Source organism: Pseudomonas sp. LBUM1661, assembly GCF_059695925.1.
The window spans coordinates 227,229-243,761 of sequence record NZ_CP166794.1; the positions used below are offsets into that span (position 1 = coordinate 227,229).

Below are 16,533 nucleotides of genomic sequence, written 5' to 3' on the forward strand. Positions count from 1 at the left end.
TGTCGGCATGGTCAATGACAAGTCTTTAGTGAGCCTGGCCGTGCCACGGCACCAGTTTGCGTTGCAGGGCGCGCAAGCCCATTTCCATGGCGAAGGCGATCAGCGCAATCACCAGAATCCCCAGCACCACCACATCGGTGACCAGGAACTGCGCGGCCGACTGCACCATGAAGCCCAAGCCGCTGGTGGCGGCGATCAGCTCGGCAGCGACCAGCGTCGACCAACCCACACCCAAACCAATCCGTACGCCCGTCAAAATATCCGGCAACGCGCTCGGCAGAATCACATGGCGAATCAACTGCGCCCGTGTCGCGCCCAACGACTGCGCCGCACGCAATTTGGCCGGGTCGACGGTGCGTACGCCGGTGGCGGTGGCGATGGCGATCGGGGCGAAAATCGCCAGATAGATCAGCAAGACTTTCGACAACTCACCGATGCCGCACCAGATCACGATCAGCGGCAGATAAGCCAGCGGTGGAATTGGCCGGTAGAATTCGATCAGCGGGTCGAGAATGCCACGGGCGATGCGGTTATGGCCGATGGCGATGCCAACCGGCACGGCGGTCAGCACTGCGAAACCGAGGCCCAGGCCGATTCGGCTGAGACTCGCGCCCAAGTGCTGCCACAAGGTCGAGTCCATGTAGCCAGTGGTCACCAGCAGCCAGCCTTTCTGCAACACGGCGGACGGTGGCGGCAGGAACAGCGGTTCGATCATCCCCGTAGCGGTGACAGCCCACCAAATGGCAACAAGCGCGACCAGCGTCAGCACGCTGATCCAGCGAGTACTGAGGCTGCGGCGCACCGCGATCACCGTTGAGCCCGCTTTCACCGTCACGGCTGGAATTTCATAGCTGCTCATGCGCGCTCCTGCCGCGTGGCGGCGCTGCGTTGGGAGAACACTTTGGCGAGCACGTGTTCGCGGGTTTCGATAAAGCGCGGGTCGGATTTGATCGCCCGTGCCGACTCGCCGGCGGCGTAACGCTGACCGAAGTCCAGGCTCAGGCGCTCGACGATCTGCCCAGGGTTCGGTGCCAACAGAATCAGGTCAGTGGCGAGGAACACCGCTTCTTCGATGTCGTGGGTAATCAGGAATACCGGTTTGGCGGTGCGCTGCCAGACTTGCAGCAGCAACTCCTGCATTTGTTCGCGGGTGAAAGCATCGAGGGCGCCGAAGGGTTCGTCCATGAGCAAAACCCGAGGGTCGGCGGCAAGCGCACGGGCCAGGCCAACGCGTTGCTTCTGGCCGCCCGAGAGCTGCCAGATGCGACGGTTTTCGAAACCGGAAAGGTCCACCAAAGCGAGCATTTCCTGAGCGCGGATTTCGCGTTTTTCCCGGGAAACACCGGCCAGTTCCAGGCCGAATCCGACGTTGGCCAGCACGTCTTGCCAAGGCAGCAGCGCATCGTCCTGGAACACCACGCCGCGCTCGGCGCTCGGGCCTTTGACCGGCACGCCGTCAAGGGTGATGCGCCCGGCGCTGGGCTCGACGAAACCGGCAATCAGGTTCAACAGCGAAGTCTTGCCACTGCCGGACGGGCCGAGGGCCACCAGCAATTGCTGGGGACCAAGGCTCAAGGAAATATCCGCCAGTACCGGTTCCGGGCTGCCTGGGTACTGTGCGCTGATGCGCTCCAGCTGTAGCAAAGCCATCGCAATTAACTCCGATCAGTGGGTGATGTATTTGGCGCTGACATACGGGGCGTAGTCCGGCAGCACGGCGTCGACCTTGCCTTGTTCTTTCAAGAACGCGGCGGTGTCGGTGATGGCCTTGGTGGTCGGCGCGCCGAGGGTGATCACTTGATCAGCCGCCAGTGGGTAAACGTTGCCTTGCAGCAGCAGCGGAATGTCGCTGGCCTTGGCACCGGACAGCTTCACCAGTTTGTCGACGTTGCTTTGGTCGGCGAGCCAGGCTTTCGGGTCTTTGCGGTAATCGGCGTAGGCATCCAGGGTCACTTTGGCGAACGCGGTGACGATTTCCGGGTGCTTCTCGGCGAAGTCTTTACGCACGATCCAGGCATCGAAGGTTGGCGCGCCGAACTTGGCCAGTTCGCCGGAGGTGATCAGCACTTTGCCGTTTTCCTTGGCCACGCCCAGCGCTGGGTCCCACACGTAAGTGGCGTCGATGTCACCGCGTTTCCACGCCGCGATGATGGCGGGCGGGGCGAGGTTGAGGACGGTGACTTTCGAGGGGTCGATGTTCCAGTGCTTCAGCGCGGCCAGCAGGCTGTAGTGGCCGGTGGAAACGAATGGCACGGCGATTTTCTTGCCGATCAGGTCCTGCGGCGTCTTGATCCCGGAACCGTCGCGAGCGACCAGGGCTTCGGCGGCGCCGATCTGGGTGGCGATGAGGAAGGTTTCAACCGGGACTTTACGGGTGATTGCAGCGGTCAGGGGGCTGGAACCGAGGTAGCCGATCTGCACGTCACCGGAGGCGATGGCGGCGATGATGTCGGCACCGTTATCGAATTTGCGCCAGTCGATCTTGGCGTTGGTGGCTTTTTCGTACGCGCCGTCGGCCTGGGCGACTTTCGCCGGGTCAACGGTGGTTTGGTAGGCGACCGTAACGTCGGCGGCCTGGGCAAAGAAACTCGCCGCCGCCAGAGACGCGGCCGCCAGCAGGCGAAGAGGGAAATTCAGTTTCATTGGGAAGCTCCTTGTCAGGCGACCGAGTGTCGGCGTGAAAGGAGACTAAATGATCTAAGAAACCGAAAATAAATAACTTTTTCGAATGAGCTTATGAGCGGAAAATTCTAAGGACGCCCGCTTCGCGGTCGATCGCTAGCAGGCTAGCTCCCACAGAGGTCAAGGGTGTTCACACAATTGTGCCAACACTGAATATCCACTGTGGGAGTTAGCCCTGCTAGCGATAAGGTCCGCAGGAACTTTCAGGATCAGTTGCTGATCGCCAGAATGCTCGCCTGATACGACCCGACAAACACATCGAAATCGCCGACTTCGTTCTGCTCAAGCTCAACCTGTTCAGCCAGCGACGAACGCGCCCGCTCTTCAAACTTCGCCTGATCTTCGTTTGAAAGCGGCTCGCTGCGGAAATACTCCGCATGCGCCCGGCTTTGACGCAGGGAGAACTGGCTGAAGCTGTCCTTGTGCTCGGCCATTGCCGCCAGCACCTGGGCCGAAGGCGTCAGGGACGAATCCTTGACCTTGGCCAGTTGCGCATCCAGTGCCTTGCTGTGGGCATCGCCGTCATGGCTCTCATCGAGCATCGCTGCCAACGGCGCAATTTTTTCCAGCAGCTCGCTGGCCCATTCCTTCAAGTCCACCGGATGACCGTCACGCTGCAGTTGCAAGCCAGGACGACGACCTTCCTTGACCACGCTGAGGAAGTTCGAGGTCGCGTTGCCACAAAAGGTGTTGGTCAGCAGCGGGCTGTCGTTCAGCGCGCAGTACAGCAGGAACGCGTCGAGGAATCGCGACTCGGTGAGGTCGATACCCATCGGCAGGAACGGGTTGATGTCCAGGCAACGCACTTCGACGTACTGAATGCCACGGGCGACCAGCGCCTGGATCGGCCGCTCGCCGGTGTAGGTCACGCGTTTCGGACGGATGTTGGAGTAGTACTCGTTTTCGATCTGCAGGATGTTGGTGTTGAGTTGGACCCACTCACCGTCCTGGTGCGTACCGATTTCGACATACGGCGCATACGGCGTGGCGACTGCCTTGCGCAGGCTGTCGGTGTAGCTGGCCAGGTCGTTGTAGCACGGCGTCAAACCGGCTTGGGCATTGCTCTGGTAACCCAGATCGCTCATGCGCAGGCTGGTGGCGTACGGCAGGTACAAAGTGTCGGGGTCCAGTTGCTCCAGTTGATGGGAGCGACCGCGCAGGAAGCCGGCATCCAGCGCTGGCGACGCACCGAAGAGGTACATCAGCAGCCAGCTGTAGCGGCGGAAATTACGGATCAGCGCGATGTAGGCCGACGACTGATAGTCGCGGTCGGTGCCGACAAAGCCTTCAGCCTCTTTAAGCAGCGGCCAGAGCTTTTCCGGCAGGGAAAAGTTGTAGTGAATCCCGGCGATGCACTGCATGGTCTTGCCGTAGCGCAGGGCCAGGCCCTTGCGATAGACGTACTTGAGCTGACCGATGTTGGACGTGCCGTAATAGGCGATCGGGATGTCTTCCTCGGCCGGCAACGGGCAGGGCATCGATGGACTCCACAGAAACTCGTTGCCGAGCTTGCTGTAGGCAAAACGGTGAATCCTGTCCAGGCTCGCCAGCGTATCCGCCGGGTCGGGCAGGGCGGGCGTGATGAACTCCAGCAGCGACTCGGAATAGTCGGTGGTGATTTGTTCGTTCGTCAGCGCGGAACCCAATTCTTCCGGGTGCGGCGTTTGCGCCAGGCGACCTTCGCCGGTCACGCGCAGGCATTCACGTTCGATGCCGTGAAGGCACTGTTCGAGCAGAGAGAGGTTAGCGCGCTCGCCGAGCAGAGCCAGGCGGCGGTTGAGAAGTTCGCTCAAGTTGGATTCCTTCACGCGTCAGTCGCCCCAATATGGGGGTGGGCAAGACGGTCTACAAGGGTGAAGTTAAAACTGGCGTTTTCGCCTGGTTTTTGAGCCTGACAGGCCATATGCCGATTTTCAAGAACTGCACGATCCCTGTGGGAGCGGGCTTGCCCGCGATGAGGGAGTGTCAGTCACCATTTATGCCGTCTGACACACCGCCATCGCGGGCAAGCCCGCTCCCACAGGTTGCTCTGCGCTGAAATTAACTCAAGTCGAGGGTAGGTAGCTACAGGACAGCGAACGTGCCTTGTGCTTTTGCGACGAGTTTGTCGCCCTGCATCACATCCGCTTCGACCACCAGCGTGCGGCGGCCCGGGTGGATCACCCGCGCCGTGCACATCACCTCACCGTCGGCGACGGCGCGAATGTAGTTGATCTTGCATTCGATGGTCGCACTCTGCTGGTCAAAGCCGTGGGTGCTGGAACAGGCCAGCCCCATGGCAATGTCCACCAGACTGAACAAGGCCCCGCCGTGCAGCTTGCCGCCGCGATTGCGCAGCTCTGGCGCGAGCCCGAGGGCGACTTGCGCCACCCCGGTCTCCAGGCTGTGCAAGCGGCACCCCAGCAGCTTGAAAAACGCGCTTTCGGTCAGCCCGGCAGGAATATCCATCAGCGTTTCTTCAACTGCTTGGCGTTGGCGAACAGCGAAGCCATGGCGTTGTTGGCCGGGGCCGCCGCCGTGGTTTCCTTGCGCGGTGCGCTGTTTTGGGACTGGCGCGAGGCCGAACCCGGACGCGCACCACGGGCACCGTCGATTTTCTCGCCCGGGGTGTCGCTCATGCGCATCGACAGGCCAACGCGTTTGCGCGGGATGTCGACTTCCATGACCTTCACTTTCACCACGTCACCGGCCTTCACCGCTTCACGCGGGTCCTTGATGAACTTCTCCGAAAGCGCAGAGATGTGCACCAAACCGTCCTGATGCACGCCGATGTCGACGAACGCGCCGAAGTTGGTCACGTTGGTCACCACGCCTTCGAGGATCATCCCCAGTTGCAGGTCCTTGAGGTCTTCGACGCCTTCCTGGAACTCGGCGGTCTTGAACTCGGGACGCGGGTCGCGGCCGGGTTTTTCCAGTTCTTGCAGAATGTCGGTGACCGTCGGCAGACCGAACGTTTCGTCGGTGTACTTCTTCGGATCGAGGCGCTTGAGGAAGCTCGCGTCGCCGATCAGCGAGCGGATATCGCGGTCGGTTTCAGCGGCAATGCGCTGCACCAGCGGATAGGCTTCCGGGTGAACTGCCGAAGAATCCAGTGGGTTGTCGCCGTTCATGACACGCAGGAAACCGGCGGCCTGTTCGAAGGTTTTCTCGCCCAGACGCGCAACTTTCTTCAACGCCGCGCGGGTTTTGAACGCGCCGTGCTCGTCGCGGTGGCTGACGATGTTCTGTGCCAGGGTCGCGTTGAGGCCGGAGATGCGGGCCAGCAGCGCCACGGAAGCCGTGTTCACGTCCACGCCCACGGCGTTTACGCAGTCTTCAACCACCGCGTCCAGACCGCGCGCCAGTTTCAGCTGCGATACGTCGTGCTGGTACTGGCCGACACCGATGGATTTCGGATCGATCTTCACCAGCTCAGCCAGTGGATCTTGCAGGCGACGGGCGATGGACACCGCGCCACGGATCGACACGTCGAGGTCCGGGAATTCCTTGGAAGCCAGTTCCGACGCCGAGTAAACCGATGCGCCGGCCTCGGAGACCATGACTTTGGTCATCTTCATCGCTGGGTATTTTTTGATCAGCTCAGCGGCCAGCTTGTCGGTTTCACGGCTGGCGGTGCCGTTGCCGATGGCGATCAGGTCCACCGCGTGCTTGGCGCACAGAGCGGCAAGGATCGCGATGGTCTGGTCCCACTTGTTGTGCGGCACGTGCGGGTACACCGTGGCGTGATCCAGCAGCTTGCCGGTGGAGTCGACCACGGCGACCTTGCAACCGGTACGCAGGCCCGGGTCGAGGCCCAGGGTGGCGCGTGGGCCGGCCGGTGCCGACAGCAGCAAATCGTGCAGGTTGTGGGCGAAGACGTTGATCGCTTCGGTTTCCGCGCCATCGCGCAGCTCGCCCAGCAGGTCGGTTTCGAGGTGGGTGTAGAGCTTGACCTTCCAGGTCCAGCGCACCACTTCGCCCAGCCATTTGTCGGCGGCGCGGTTCTGGTTCTGGATGCCGAATTGCTGGCCGATCATGCCTTCGCATGGGTGCATGGTGCCCGGCAGCTCGTCGCCGACTTTCAGCGCGGAGCTGAGAATGCCTTCGTTGCGGCCACGGAAAATCGCCAGCGCGCGGTGCGACGGCATGCTTTTCAGCGGTTCATCGTGTTCGAAATAGTCACGGAACTTGGCGCCTTCCTCTTCCTTGCCGGCGATGACGCGGGCACTGAGGATGGCTTCCTGCTTGAGGTAGCTGCGCAGCTTGTCCAGCAGGCCGGCGTCTTCGGCGAAGCGCTCCATGAGGATGTACTTGGCGCCTTCGAGGGCGGCCTTCACGTCGGCCACGCCTTTTTCGGCATCGACGAAGCGCGCGGCTTCGACGTCCGGCGTCAGGCTCGGGTCGTTGAACAGGCCGTCGGCCAGGTCGCCGAGGCCGGCTTCCAGGGCAATCTGGCCCTTGGTGCGGCGCTTCTGCTTGTACGGCAGGTACAAGTCTTCGAGGCGGGTCTTGGTGTCGGCGAGCTTGATGTCCCGCTCCAATTGCGGGGTCAGCTTGCCTTGTTCCTGGATGCTGGCCAGGATGCTGATGCGCCGTTCGTCGAGTTCTCGCAGGTAGCGCAGACGCTCTTCCAGATGACGCAACTGGATGTCATCGAGGCTGCCGGTCACTTCTTTCCGGTAACGGGCGATGAAGGGCACCGTGGAGCCTTCATCGAGTAGCGCGACGGCCGCTTCGACCTGTTGTGGGCGTACACCGAGTTCCTCGGCGATGCGGCTGTTGATGCTGTCCATAAAACCACCTGACAAATTGTGAAAGCAGGCTCGCAGGCGCAGGGATAAGGCCTCGACGAGTCTGGTTGAGCGGCCTGGCCTGCGCCGCTACCTGGATCAACAGGCATCCCGTTGACCCGTGAAATCGAACAATTACTGCCGGCGCCATGAAAATAAAAAGCGGCTGCCCGGCGTAATGATCAGACGTTGCCTGACACAAAAGGCCGCGCATTATAACCAGCGTTCAGTCTTTCGGGGGCATCGCAGGCTGTAGGCACAATCACCGGTTTCCTGGCGATCAAGGAAAAATCTGCTAACAATGCACACGGTGCGTATAACGGCAGCTACGCCATAATGCGCGCCGAGATCAAAGGAGCTTCCAATGAGCAGCACTGCAAACACTGCTGAAGGCGAAAAAATTCTTATTGTTGACGACGATCCGGGGCTCAGCAGCCTGCTGGAACGTTTTTTCGTCAGCAAGGGCTACCGTGCCCGCGCCGTACCGAACACTGAACAAATGGACCGCCTGCTGGCGCGTGAAGTGTTCAACCTGGTCGTCCTCGACCTGATGCTGCCCGGCGAAGACGGTCTGACCGCTTGCCGCCGCCTGCGCACAGCGAACAACCAGATTCCGATCATCATGCTCACCGCCAAGGGTGACGAGCTCAGCCGTATCAAGGGCCTGGAACTGGGCGCCGACGATTACCTGGCCAAGCCGTTCAACCCTGACGAGCTGATGGCTCGCGTCAAAGCGGTCCTGCGTCGCCAGTCGGCGCCAGTGCCGGGCGCACCGGGCAGCGAAGACGAAAGCGTGACCTTCGGTGACTACGAACTGTCCCTGGCTACCCGCGAACTCAAGCGCGGCGACGAAGTGCACATGCTCACCACCGGTGAGTTTGCGGTGCTCAAGGCCCTGGTGATGAACGCGCGTCAGCCACTGACTCGCGACAAGCTGATGAACCTGGCCCGTGGCCGCGAGTGGGATGCCCTGGAGCGTTCCATCGACGTGCAGATTTCCCGTCTGCGCCGGATGATCGAACCCGATCCGTCCAAGCCGCGTTACATCCAGACCGTTTGGGGCGTGGGTTACGTGTTCGTTCCGGATGGCGCCGCCACCAAGTGATCGGCGATTTGTAGGAGCGGGTCATGCGGATGAAGTTGTCCGCAGACTCGCGATCCGCAATATGCGAGCATCGCTCGCTCCTGCAAGTGTGTAGCGGTTATCCATGAAAACCCCCGTTTGGTTCCCCCAGAGTTTCTTCTCCCGCACCCTGTGGCTGGTGCTGATCGTCGTCCTGTTCTCCAAGGCACTGACCCTGGTTTATCTGCTGATGAACGAAGACGTGCTGGTGGACCGCCAATACAGCCACGGCGTGGCCCTGACGCTGCGCGCCTATTGGGCGGCCGATGAAAACAATCGCGACAAGATCGCCGAAGCGGCCACGCTGATCCGGGTCGTGGGCGCTGGCGTGCCGGAAGGCGAACAACACTGGCCTTACAGCGAGATCTACCAGCGGCAGATGCAGGCGGAGCTGGGCGCCGATACCGAAGTCCGATTACGCATGCACTCGCCACCCGCGCTGTGGGTCCGGGCGCCAAGCCTGGGCGATGGCTGGTTGAAAGTGCCGCTGTATCCACACCCGTTGCGCGGTCAGAAAATCTGGAACGTGCTCGGTTGGTTCCTCGCCATCGGTTTACTGTCCACCGCGTCGGCGTGGATCTTCGTCAGTCAGCTCAATCAACCGTTGAAGCGCCTGGTCTATGCCGCCAGGCAATTGGGTCAGGGCCGCAGCGTGCGCCTGCCGATCAGCGACACGCCGAGTGAGATGACCGAGGTGTACCGGGCCTTCAACCAGATGGCCGAAGACGTCGAACAGGCCGGCCGCGAGCGTGAGCTGATGCTGGCCGGGGTGTCCCATGACTTGCGCACGCCGTTGACCCGTTTGCGCCTGTCTCTGGAGCTGATGGGCGACCACAACGACCTGACCGACGACATGGTCCGCGACATTGAGGACATGGACGCGATTCTCGATCAGTTCCTGGCGTTCATCCGCGATGGCCGTGATGAGTCGGTTGAAGAGGTCGACCTGATCGATCTGGTGCGTGAAGTCGCCGCGCCGTACAACCAGAACGAAGAGAAGGTGCGCCTGCGCCTGGAGCCGATCCAGCCCTTTCCGTTGCGTCGGGTGTCGATGAAACGGTTATTGAACAACCTGATCGGGAACGCCTTGAACCATGCTGGCAGCGGTGTCGAGGTGGCGGCTTATGTGTCCGGGGACACCAGCGCGCCGTACGTGGTGCTGAGTGTGATGGACCGTGGGGCGGGGATTGATCCGTCGGAGCTGGAGGCGATCTTCAACCCGTTCACCCGTGGCGATCGGGCACGGGGTGGCAAGGGCACCGGGTTGGGCTTGGCGATCGTCAAGCGGATTGCTTCGATGCATGGCGGCAATGTTGAACTGCGTAACCGCTCCGGTGGTGGACTGGAGGCGCGGGTGCGGTTGCCGTTGGGGTTGATGTTGCCGCGGGACGCGGTTTAAGCGCTGGCATTTTCGGTGGGGCTGATGGCCCCTTCGCGGGCAAGCCCGCTCCCACAGTGGTTATGTGTTGACCAGAATTTTGCGGCCAACCAATAACCCTGTGGGAGCGGGCTTGCCCGCGAAGGCGGCCTTCCAGCCGCCATCAATCTCAGGGTTCAACCCTTGCCCTTGGTCCGAGTCATATTCGGCCCACCATTTTTCTCAAGATGCTCAATGATGATCCCCGCCACGTTCTTGCTGGTGGTGGTTTCGATCCCTTCCAGCCCCGGCGACGAGTTCACTTCCATCACCAGCGGACCATGATTGGAACGCAGGATATCCACGCCGGCCACCGCCAACCCCATGACCTTCGCTGCACGCAACGCGGTCATACGTTCTTCCGGGGTGATCTTGATCAGGCTGGCACTGCCGCCCCGATGCAGGTTGGAGCGAAACTCCCCAGGCTTGGCCTGGCGCTTCATCGCCGCAATCACCTTGTCGCCGACCACGAAGCAGCGAATGTCCGCACCGCCGGCTTCCTTGATGTATTCCTGCACCATGATGTTTTGCTTGAGGCCCATGAACGCCTCGATCACCGACTCCGCCGCCGTCGCCGTTTCACACAGCACCACGCCAATGCCCTGGGTGCCTTCCAGCACCTTGATCACCAGCGGCGCGCCGTTGACCATGTCGATCAAATCGGGAATGTCGTCCGGGGAGTGGGCAAAACCGGTGACCGGCAAACCGATCCCACGACGCGAGAGCAATTGCAACGAGCGCAATTTGTCCCGCGAACGGGCGATGGCCACCGATTCATTGAGCGGAAACACCCCCATCATTTCGAACTGACGCAACACCGCGCAGCCATAAAACGTCACCGACGCACCGATCCGCGGGATCACTGCATCAAAACCTTCCAGCGGTTTGCCGCGGTAGTGGATCTGCGGTTTGTGACTGGCGATGTTCATGTAGGCGCGCAGGGTGTCGATCACCACCATTTCATGGCCACGCTCGGTACCGGCTTCAACCAGACGACGAGTGGAATACAGACGCGGGTTCCGCGACAGCACAGCGATCTTCATGCAACACCTGTGGAGGAGGTAGATACCGGGAACACCGGCTTGTCTTGTATGTATTTAATGCCCGGATTGACCACCAGCTGGCCGTCGATCAGGGCTTTGGAACCGAGTAACAGGCGATAACGCATGGACTTGCGGCAGGCGAGGGTGAACTCGACCCGCCAGACCCGATCACCGAGGGCCAGGGTGGTGCTGACCACGTAGCGCATCTGCGCGTGGCCGTTGGAGCTTTTAATGGTTTTGCGCGTCACCAGCGGTGCTTCGCAGCGTCGGTGGCGCAATTGCACCACCGTGCCCAGGTGAGCAGTAAAGCGCACCCACTGCTCACCGTCGCGCTCGAACGTCTCGATGTCGGTGGCATGCAGGCTGGAGGTGCTGGCGCCGGTGTCGATTTTTGCCCGCAGGCCCGCGACTCCCAAATCCGGGAGCGCCACCCACTCGCGCAGACCGACAACGGTCAAATGGTCAAATGTCTTCAATAGGAAAAACCGCGATTAACGCGTCCAGGCCCCAGGTGCTACCTGGGGCAACGCTTTGAATGCAGGTTTGGCGAACCAGTAGCCCTGCATCAGAAAAATTCCACAGTCCGCCAGGAAATCCCGTTCTCCGGCGCTTTCGATGCCTTCGGCAATGACTGTAACGTTCAACTCCGCACACATTGTGACAACCCCTCGAACGATAGCCTGACGAGCGCGATCGTGATCGACATCGCGGATCAGTGCCATGTCGAGTTTGATCAGGTCCGGTTGGAAATCAGCGAGCAGATTGAGCCCCGAGTAGCCCGCCCCGAAATCATCGATGGCGGTCATGAAGCCGAATTCGCGGTATTCACGCAGAATATTAGTCAAATGGCGATAGTTATCTACATGCTGGCTTTCCAGGGTTTCGAAAATCAGCCGGTCGATCGGGAAGTTGTGCTTTTTCGCAGCCTCCAGGGTGCTGCGAATACACAGCTCCGGGCGGTACACGGCGTTGGGCATGAAGTTGATCGACAAGTGTGTCTGCATATTTAAGTTCGCCGCACCTTCAATGGCTCGGGTCCGGCAGAGCTGGTCGAAGCGGTAACGGTTGGCCTCGGTGATCTGATCGAGCACGGTCAGCGCACCTTCGCCGGCCAGACCACGCACCAGCGCTTCGTGAGCGAAAATCGACTGGTCGCGCAAATCGACGATCGGTTGGTAGGCGAAGGCAAAATCGAAGCCCAGCGGCTCGCTTTGCTGACAGCCCTTGCAACCGCTTTGAGGCGAGGTCAGTTCAGACGGAAATATAGTCACTCGATCACTCCATGCCGGGGAGCCGGCCACGATCACAGTTTATCTGGAGGGCCGGGTTCTTGCGCCCGACAGAAACGGTAGTACAGTTCCGACTATGGGCTAAAAGAGGAATTGCAGTGGCACAAAAACAGGAAGAGGACGACAAGGTCCGTCTCGATAAGTGGTTGTGGGCTGCGCGGTTTTACAAAACACGTGCCTTGGCCAAGGCGGCAATCGAGAGTGGCAAGGTGCATTGCCGGGGCGAGCGTTGCAAGCCAGGCAAGGAACCGAGGATCGGCGACGAGTTTCAGATTCGCATGGGCTTCGAGGAACGCACGGTGGTGGTTCAGGCGCTATCGATTGTGCGTCGTGGCGCGCCGGAAGCGCAGACGCTATACGCCGAAACCGACGCCAGCATCGCCAAGCGCGAAGCGGCAGCGGCCATGCGCAAGGCGGGTTCGCTGGGGGTGAGCACCGAAGGCAAGCCGAGCAAGAAGCAGCGGCGAGATTTGTTTAAGTTTCGTGGGAGCAGCAACGACGAGTAGGGCCGTTGTTTCTGTGTCGTCTGTTAAACCGCCTTCGCGAGCAAGCCCGCTCCCACATTGAATCGCGGTCAACTGTGGGAGCGGGCTTGCTCGCGATCGAGTGCGCAGCACTCGCCGGCCATCCCCCGATGATCAGTCACTACGCACCACACTCATCCGCGAAACCACCGGCAATCTCCCCAGCCAATCAAACAGCGGCGCCGTCACCCGCATGAAAAATCCCGAAACATAATAGGCAAAAGGCGTGTAATAACCCCAACCCAACGCCCACACCGCCAGCAGCACGCCGCCAATGTAATCGTCCTGCGCCCAGTTTGCGCCCGCCACCAGGCGCGGCATCATGAACAGCAGCGCCAGGCCCCAGATCACAATGGCCTGCCAGGAAGTACGGCTGAACACGGTCATGAACATCGCCCAGACCAGTAACACCGAAGCATGGTCGCCCGGGAAGCTCTGGCTCGATCGATCCTTCAATTCCCAAGCCTTCTCGAACCCTGGCAAGTAGTGGCTCATCCGGACGGCGCTATCGAGCGTCATCGACGGACTGCTGTGCTGCCAGTCCATGTAGACGGCGAACTGGGAAAACAGCAGGCGGATAAACAGCAGCATCAGCAGAATCGAGAGAAAGCCGAAAAACGCCTGTCGCACTTCAGCGGCCTCGAACACCCAGTCGCCCTTGATCAAAAGTGTCAGCAAAATCACCCCAACCACCGCATCGAAGGGGCGCAGACTTGCAATTGCCCAGAAGTGCAGCCATATCGGGTCCGTCGCCAGGGGTGCGTTGAGTTGGTGGAAAAACCACTCGTCGAAAATCGCACACACCATTTGACCGGTAGGCCATAACCAGAAGGCCAGCAGCATCAGCGGCACAACATTGCACAAAGCCAACCGGCGCAGGTTCCACCTTGCTTGGAACAAATCCGGATTGTTCATAAAATGCCTCCCATGGCTGAACCTTGCGCACCAGGATGGAACTGCAAGACAATTTTTAACATTAGTACCCTTTTTTGACATTACTTCAGATACCCAAATCTATGACCGATCTAACGGATACCGACTACACCCAACGCTTCATCTTCGATGACAGCGACACCCGCGGCGAGCTGGTTTCGTTGGAGCGTAGCTACGCTGAAGTCCTTGCCAAGCACGCCTATCCAGAGCCGGTCAAACAACTGCTCGGCGAACTGATGGCCGCCGCGTCGTTGCTGGTCGGCACCTTGAAGTTCGATGGTCTGCTGATTCTCCAGGCCCGTTCCGACGGCCCGGTGCCGTTGTTGATGATCGAGTGCTCCAGCGAGCGCGAAATCCGTGGCCTGGCCCGTTACGAGGCTGACCAGATCGCCCCGGACGCGACCCTCGCCGACCTGATGCCGAACGGTGTACTGGCACTCACTGTAGACCCGACTCAAGGCCAGCGTTATCAAGGCATCGTCGACCTCGATGGCGAAACGCTGTCGGAGTGCTTCACTAACTACTTCGTCATGTCCCAGCAGGTCGGCACGCGCTTCTGGTTGTACGCCGATGGTCGTCGCGCCCGTGGCCTGTTGCTGCAGCAATTGCCCGCCGACCGTCTGAAAGACGAGGAAGAACGCGCCGCCAGTTGGCAGCACGTCACGGCGCTGGCCAGCACCCTGACCGCGGACGAATTGCTGAGCCTGGACAATGAAACCGTGCTTCACAGGCTTTACCATGAGGAGCAGGTTCGCCTGTTCGATGTGCAGAAATTGCGTTTCCGTTGCAGCTGCTCGCGCGAACGTTCTGCCAATGCGCTGGTCAGTTTGGGACTTGAAGATGCGCAGAATTTGGTCATCGAGCACGGTGGAAACATCGAAATCGACTGCCAGTTTTGCAACCAGCGCTACCTGTTTGACGCTGCCGATATCGTTCAATTATTCGCTGGAGCGGGTGTTGATACACCGTCAGATACCCGTCACTAAAACGGTTCAGCGCAGGTAAATTCACTGCTTAGCGCCGGAATAACGCCGTTACGACGGGAGGGCCCTACTATTTTTGGGCGTTTCTGGCATAATCCGGCCCACTTTTTGTCGCGGTAGTAGTGCACGACTTTCTACTACAAAACGTTTGGAGCACACTCGGCCACTGGCCGACGGGGAATCTCATGACGCAAGCCAATAACGCCGTGTACACCGATCTGAGTGTTGATGATCTGGTAAAAGAAGCTCTGAGTCGCGGTGAGGGCGAGCTTGCCGATACCGGCGCGCTGACTGTTCGCACCGGTCACCGCACTGGCCGCTCGCCAGTCGATCGTTTCATCGTTGACGAGCCGTCCACTTCGGCTTCCATCGCCTGGGGCCCGATCAACCGCAAGTTCCCGGCCGACAAGTTCGATGCCCTGTGGGACCGCGTTGAAGCGTTCAACAACGCGCAAGAGCACTTCGTTTCCCACGTCCATGTAGGTGCGTCCGCCGACCACTACCTGCCCGTGAAGATGACCACCCAGACTGCCTGGCAGAACCTGTTTGGCCGTTGCCTGTTCATCAACCCGGCTCAGTACAACCCGGCTGGCCGTGACGAGTGGCAAGTCCTCAACGTTGCCAACTTCGAGTGCGTGCCAGAGCGTGACGGCACCAACTCCGACGGTTGCGTGATCCTCAACTTCGCACAGAAAAAAGTGCTGATCGCTGGCATGCGTTACGCCGGCGAAATGAAGAAAGCCATGTTCTCCGTGCAGAACTACCTGCTGCCGGCCGCTGACGTGCTGCCCATGCACTGCGCCGCCAACATCGGTGAAGCAGGCGACGTGACCCTGTTCTTCGGTCTGTCGGGCACCGGTAAAACCACCCTGTCGGCTGACGAAAGCCGTTACCTGATCGGTGACGACGAACACGGCTGGGGCGAGGGCGTGGTGTTCAACATCGAAGGCGGTTGCTATGCCAAGTGCATCGACCTGTCCGAGAAGAACGAACCCGTCATCTGGAAAGCCATCAAGCACGGCGCCGTCCTGGAAAACGTCGTCATCGACGACGCCAAGCACGCCGACTACACCGATGTCAGCCTGACCCAGAACAGCCGTGCCGCCTACCCGCTGGAACACGTTGCCAAGCGTTCCGAGAAGAACCTCGGTGGCGAGCCAAACGCTGTGATCTTCCTGACCTGCGACCTGACCGGCGTCCTGCCGCCAGTGTCGATCCTCAGCGAAGAACAAGCGGCCTACCACTTCCTGTCCGGCTACACCGCACTGGTGGGCTCGACCGAAATGGGTTCCGGCAGCGGCATCAAGTCGACCTTCTCCACCTGCTTCGGCGCACCGTTCTTCCCGCGTCCGGCTGGCGAATACGCCGAACTGCTGATCAAGCGCATCCGCGGCTTCGGCTCCAAGGTCTACCTGGTCAACACCGGCTGGACCGGCGGCGGCTACGGCGTCGGCAAACGCTTCAACATCCCGACCACTCGCGGCGTCATCGCAGCGATCCAGAGCGGCGCGTTGATCGGTGCTGAAACCGAACACCTCGACACCATCAACCTCGACGTGCCATTGGCCGTACCGGGCGTTGAAACCGGCCTGTTGAACCCACGTAACACCTGGGCTGACAAGGCTGCTTACGATGAAGCGGCTAAAGCACTGGCCGGGTTGTTTGTCGAGAACTTCAAGAAGTTCGAAGTGAGCGACGCGATCAAGGCTGCTGGGCCTAAGTTGTAAGTGTTGGTTTGATGTAATGAAAAAGCCGCCCTTTGGGGCGGCT

Annotated in this window: 15 protein-coding genes; 5 read left to right on the top strand and 10 right to left on the bottom strand. The window is 60.4% G+C overall.

What is annotated here, in order from left to right:
• Positions 1 to 25: 25 nt before the first annotated feature.
• The 6 genes from tauC to ACA057_RS01110 form a co-directional block, all read right to left on the bottom strand.
• Positions 26 to 859, bottom strand: a complete 834-nt coding sequence (gene tauC, locus ACA057_RS01085) for a taurine ABC transporter permease TauC (RefSeq protein WP_497345293.1) — start codon at positions 857 to 859, stop codon at positions 26 to 28.
• Positions 856 to 1,650, bottom strand: a complete 795-nt coding sequence (tauB, locus tag ACA057_RS01090; protein ID WP_497345295.1) for a taurine ABC transporter ATP-binding subunit — start codon at positions 1,648 to 1,650, stop codon at positions 856 to 858. Before tauB ends, tauC begins: the two co-directional genes overlap by 4 nt.
• A gap of 15 nt (positions 1,651 to 1,665) precedes the next feature.
• Positions 1,666 to 2,643: a taurine ABC transporter substrate-binding protein gene (tauA, locus tag ACA057_RS01095; protein ID WP_497345297.1), complete on the bottom strand. Its 978-nt coding sequence runs from the start codon at positions 2,641 to 2,643 to the stop codon at positions 1,666 to 1,668.
• Between the two features lie 248 nt (positions 2,644 to 2,891).
• The gene (gene gshA, locus ACA057_RS01100) at positions 2,892 to 4,475 is read right to left on the bottom strand and encodes a glutamate--cysteine ligase (protein WP_497345299.1); all 1,584 of its coding nucleotides are present in this window, start codon (positions 4,473 to 4,475) and stop codon (positions 2,892 to 2,894) included.
• 271 nt (positions 4,476 to 4,746) lie between these two features.
• The gene (locus ACA057_RS01105) at positions 4,747 to 5,130 is read right to left on the bottom strand and encodes a PaaI family thioesterase (RefSeq protein ID WP_008149280.1); all 384 of its coding nucleotides are present in this window, start codon (positions 5,128 to 5,130) and stop codon (positions 4,747 to 4,749) included.
• Positions 5,130 to 7,454, bottom strand: a complete 2,325-nt coding sequence (locus tag ACA057_RS01110; RefSeq protein WP_497345301.1) for a Tex family protein — start codon at positions 7,452 to 7,454, stop codon at positions 5,130 to 5,132. Before ACA057_RS01110 ends, ACA057_RS01105 begins: the two co-directional genes overlap by 1 nt.
• A 361-nt stretch (positions 7,455 to 7,815) precedes the next feature.
• On the opposite strand from ACA057_RS01110, the gene ompR reads away from it, so the two are divergent.
• Together ompR and ACA057_RS01120 are read left to right on the top strand one after the other, a co-directional pair.
• Positions 7,816 to 8,556 (top strand): osmolarity response regulator transcription factor OmpR, encoded by a 741-nt coding sequence (ompR, locus tag ACA057_RS01115; RefSeq protein ID WP_059404068.1) that lies wholly within the window; start codon positions 7,816 to 7,818, stop codon positions 8,554 to 8,556.
• A gap of 103 nt (positions 8,557 to 8,659) precedes the next feature.
• Complete coding sequence (locus tag ACA057_RS01120) at positions 8,660 to 9,973, top strand: ATP-binding protein (RefSeq protein WP_497345303.1); 1,314 nt, start codon at positions 8,660 to 8,662, stop codon at positions 9,971 to 9,973.
• A gap of 155 nt (positions 9,974 to 10,128) precedes the next feature.
• Here ACA057_RS01120 and rimK read toward each other — a convergent pair whose 3' ends face one another.
• Genes rimK through rimA form a run of 3 tightly spaced genes read right to left on the bottom strand, consistent with a single transcriptional unit; the run spans position 10,129 to position 12,305 of the window.
• The gene (gene rimK, locus ACA057_RS01125) at positions 10,129 to 11,034 is read right to left on the bottom strand and encodes a 30S ribosomal protein S6--L-glutamate ligase (protein WP_497345304.1); all 906 of its coding nucleotides are present in this window, start codon (positions 11,032 to 11,034) and stop codon (positions 10,129 to 10,131) included.
• Positions 11,031 to 11,510 carry a retropepsin-like aspartic endopeptidase RimB gene (gene rimB, locus ACA057_RS01130; RefSeq protein ID WP_059404065.1) on the bottom strand — a complete coding sequence of 160 codons (480 nt, stop codon included), beginning with the start codon at positions 11,508 to 11,510 and terminating at the stop codon, positions 11,031 to 11,033. The genes rimK and rimB overlap by 4 nt, the downstream gene beginning before the upstream one ends.
• A 15-nt stretch (positions 11,511 to 11,525) precedes the next feature.
• Positions 11,526 to 12,305: a S6 modification regulatory phosphodiesterase RimA gene (gene rimA / locus ACA057_RS01135; RefSeq protein ID WP_497345306.1), complete on the bottom strand. Its 780-nt coding sequence runs from the start codon at positions 12,303 to 12,305 to the stop codon at positions 11,526 to 11,528.
• Between the two features lie 116 nt (positions 12,306 to 12,421).
• Here rimA and ACA057_RS01140 point away from each other — a divergent pair, with 116 nt between their 5' ends.
• A complete protein-coding gene (locus tag ACA057_RS01140; RefSeq protein WP_497345308.1) occupies positions 12,422 to 12,829 on the top strand; it encodes an RNA-binding S4 domain-containing protein in 408 nt (135 codons plus the stop codon).
• A gap of 132 nt (positions 12,830 to 12,961) precedes the next feature.
• Here ACA057_RS01140 and ACA057_RS01145 read toward each other — a convergent pair whose 3' ends face one another.
• A complete protein-coding gene (locus ACA057_RS01145; RefSeq protein ID WP_497349766.1) occupies positions 12,962 to 13,762 on the bottom strand; it encodes a phosphatase PAP2 family protein in 801 nt (266 codons plus the stop codon).
• A 101-nt stretch (positions 13,763 to 13,863) separates the two neighbouring features.
• Here ACA057_RS01145 and hslO point away from each other — a divergent pair, with 101 nt between their 5' ends.
• Both hslO and ACA057_RS01155 read left to right on the top strand, forming a co-directional pair.
• Positions 13,864 to 14,766 (top strand): Hsp33 family molecular chaperone HslO, encoded by a 903-nt coding sequence (gene hslO / locus ACA057_RS01150; protein WP_497345310.1) that lies wholly within the window; start codon positions 13,864 to 13,866, stop codon positions 14,764 to 14,766.
• A 182-nt stretch (positions 14,767 to 14,948) separates the two neighbouring features.
• Positions 14,949 to 16,490, top strand: coding sequence for a phosphoenolpyruvate carboxykinase (locus ACA057_RS01155; RefSeq protein ID WP_059404060.1), 1,542 nt, complete (start codon positions 14,949 to 14,951; stop codon positions 16,488 to 16,490).
• The last annotated feature ends 43 nt before the right edge of the window (positions 16,491 to 16,533 follow it).

Excerpts from the sequence above, each read along its gene's own strand:
- tauC (WP_497345293.1), bottom strand. The coding sequence starts at position 859 with ATGAGCAGCTATGAAATTCCAGCCGTGACGGTGAAAGCGGGCTCAACG.
- tauB (WP_497345295.1), bottom strand. The coding sequence starts at position 1,650 with ATGGCTTTGCTACAGCTGGAGCGCATCAGCGCACAGTACCCAGGCAGC.
- tauA (WP_497345297.1), bottom strand. The coding sequence starts at position 2,643 with ATGAAACTGAATTTCCCTCTTCGCCTGCTGGCGGCCGCGTCTCTGGCG.
- ACA057_RS01105 (WP_008149280.1), bottom strand. The coding sequence starts at position 5,130 with ATGGATATTCCTGCCGGGCTGACCGAAAGCGCGTTTTTCAAGCTGCTG.
- ACA057_RS01110 (WP_497345301.1), bottom strand. The coding sequence starts at position 7,454 with ATGGACAGCATCAACAGCCGCATCGCCGAGGAACTCGGTGTACGCCCA.
- ompR (WP_059404068.1), top strand. The coding sequence starts at position 7,816 with ATGAGCAGCACTGCAAACACTGCTGAAGGCGAAAAAATTCTTATTGTT.
- ACA057_RS01120 (WP_497345303.1), top strand. The coding sequence starts at position 8,660 with ATGAAAACCCCCGTTTGGTTCCCCCAGAGTTTCTTCTCCCGCACCCTG.
- rimK (WP_497345304.1), bottom strand. The coding sequence starts at position 11,034 with ATGAAGATCGCTGTGCTGTCGCGGAACCCGCGTCTGTATTCCACTCGT.
- ACA057_RS01145 (WP_497349766.1), bottom strand. The coding sequence starts at position 13,762 with ATGAACAATCCGGATTTGTTCCAAGCAAGGTGGAACCTGCGCCGGTTG.
- hslO (WP_497345310.1), top strand. The coding sequence starts at position 13,864 with ATGACCGATCTAACGGATACCGACTACACCCAACGCTTCATCTTCGAT.
- ACA057_RS01155 (WP_059404060.1), top strand. The coding sequence starts at position 14,949 with ATGACGCAAGCCAATAACGCCGTGTACACCGATCTGAGTGTTGATGAT.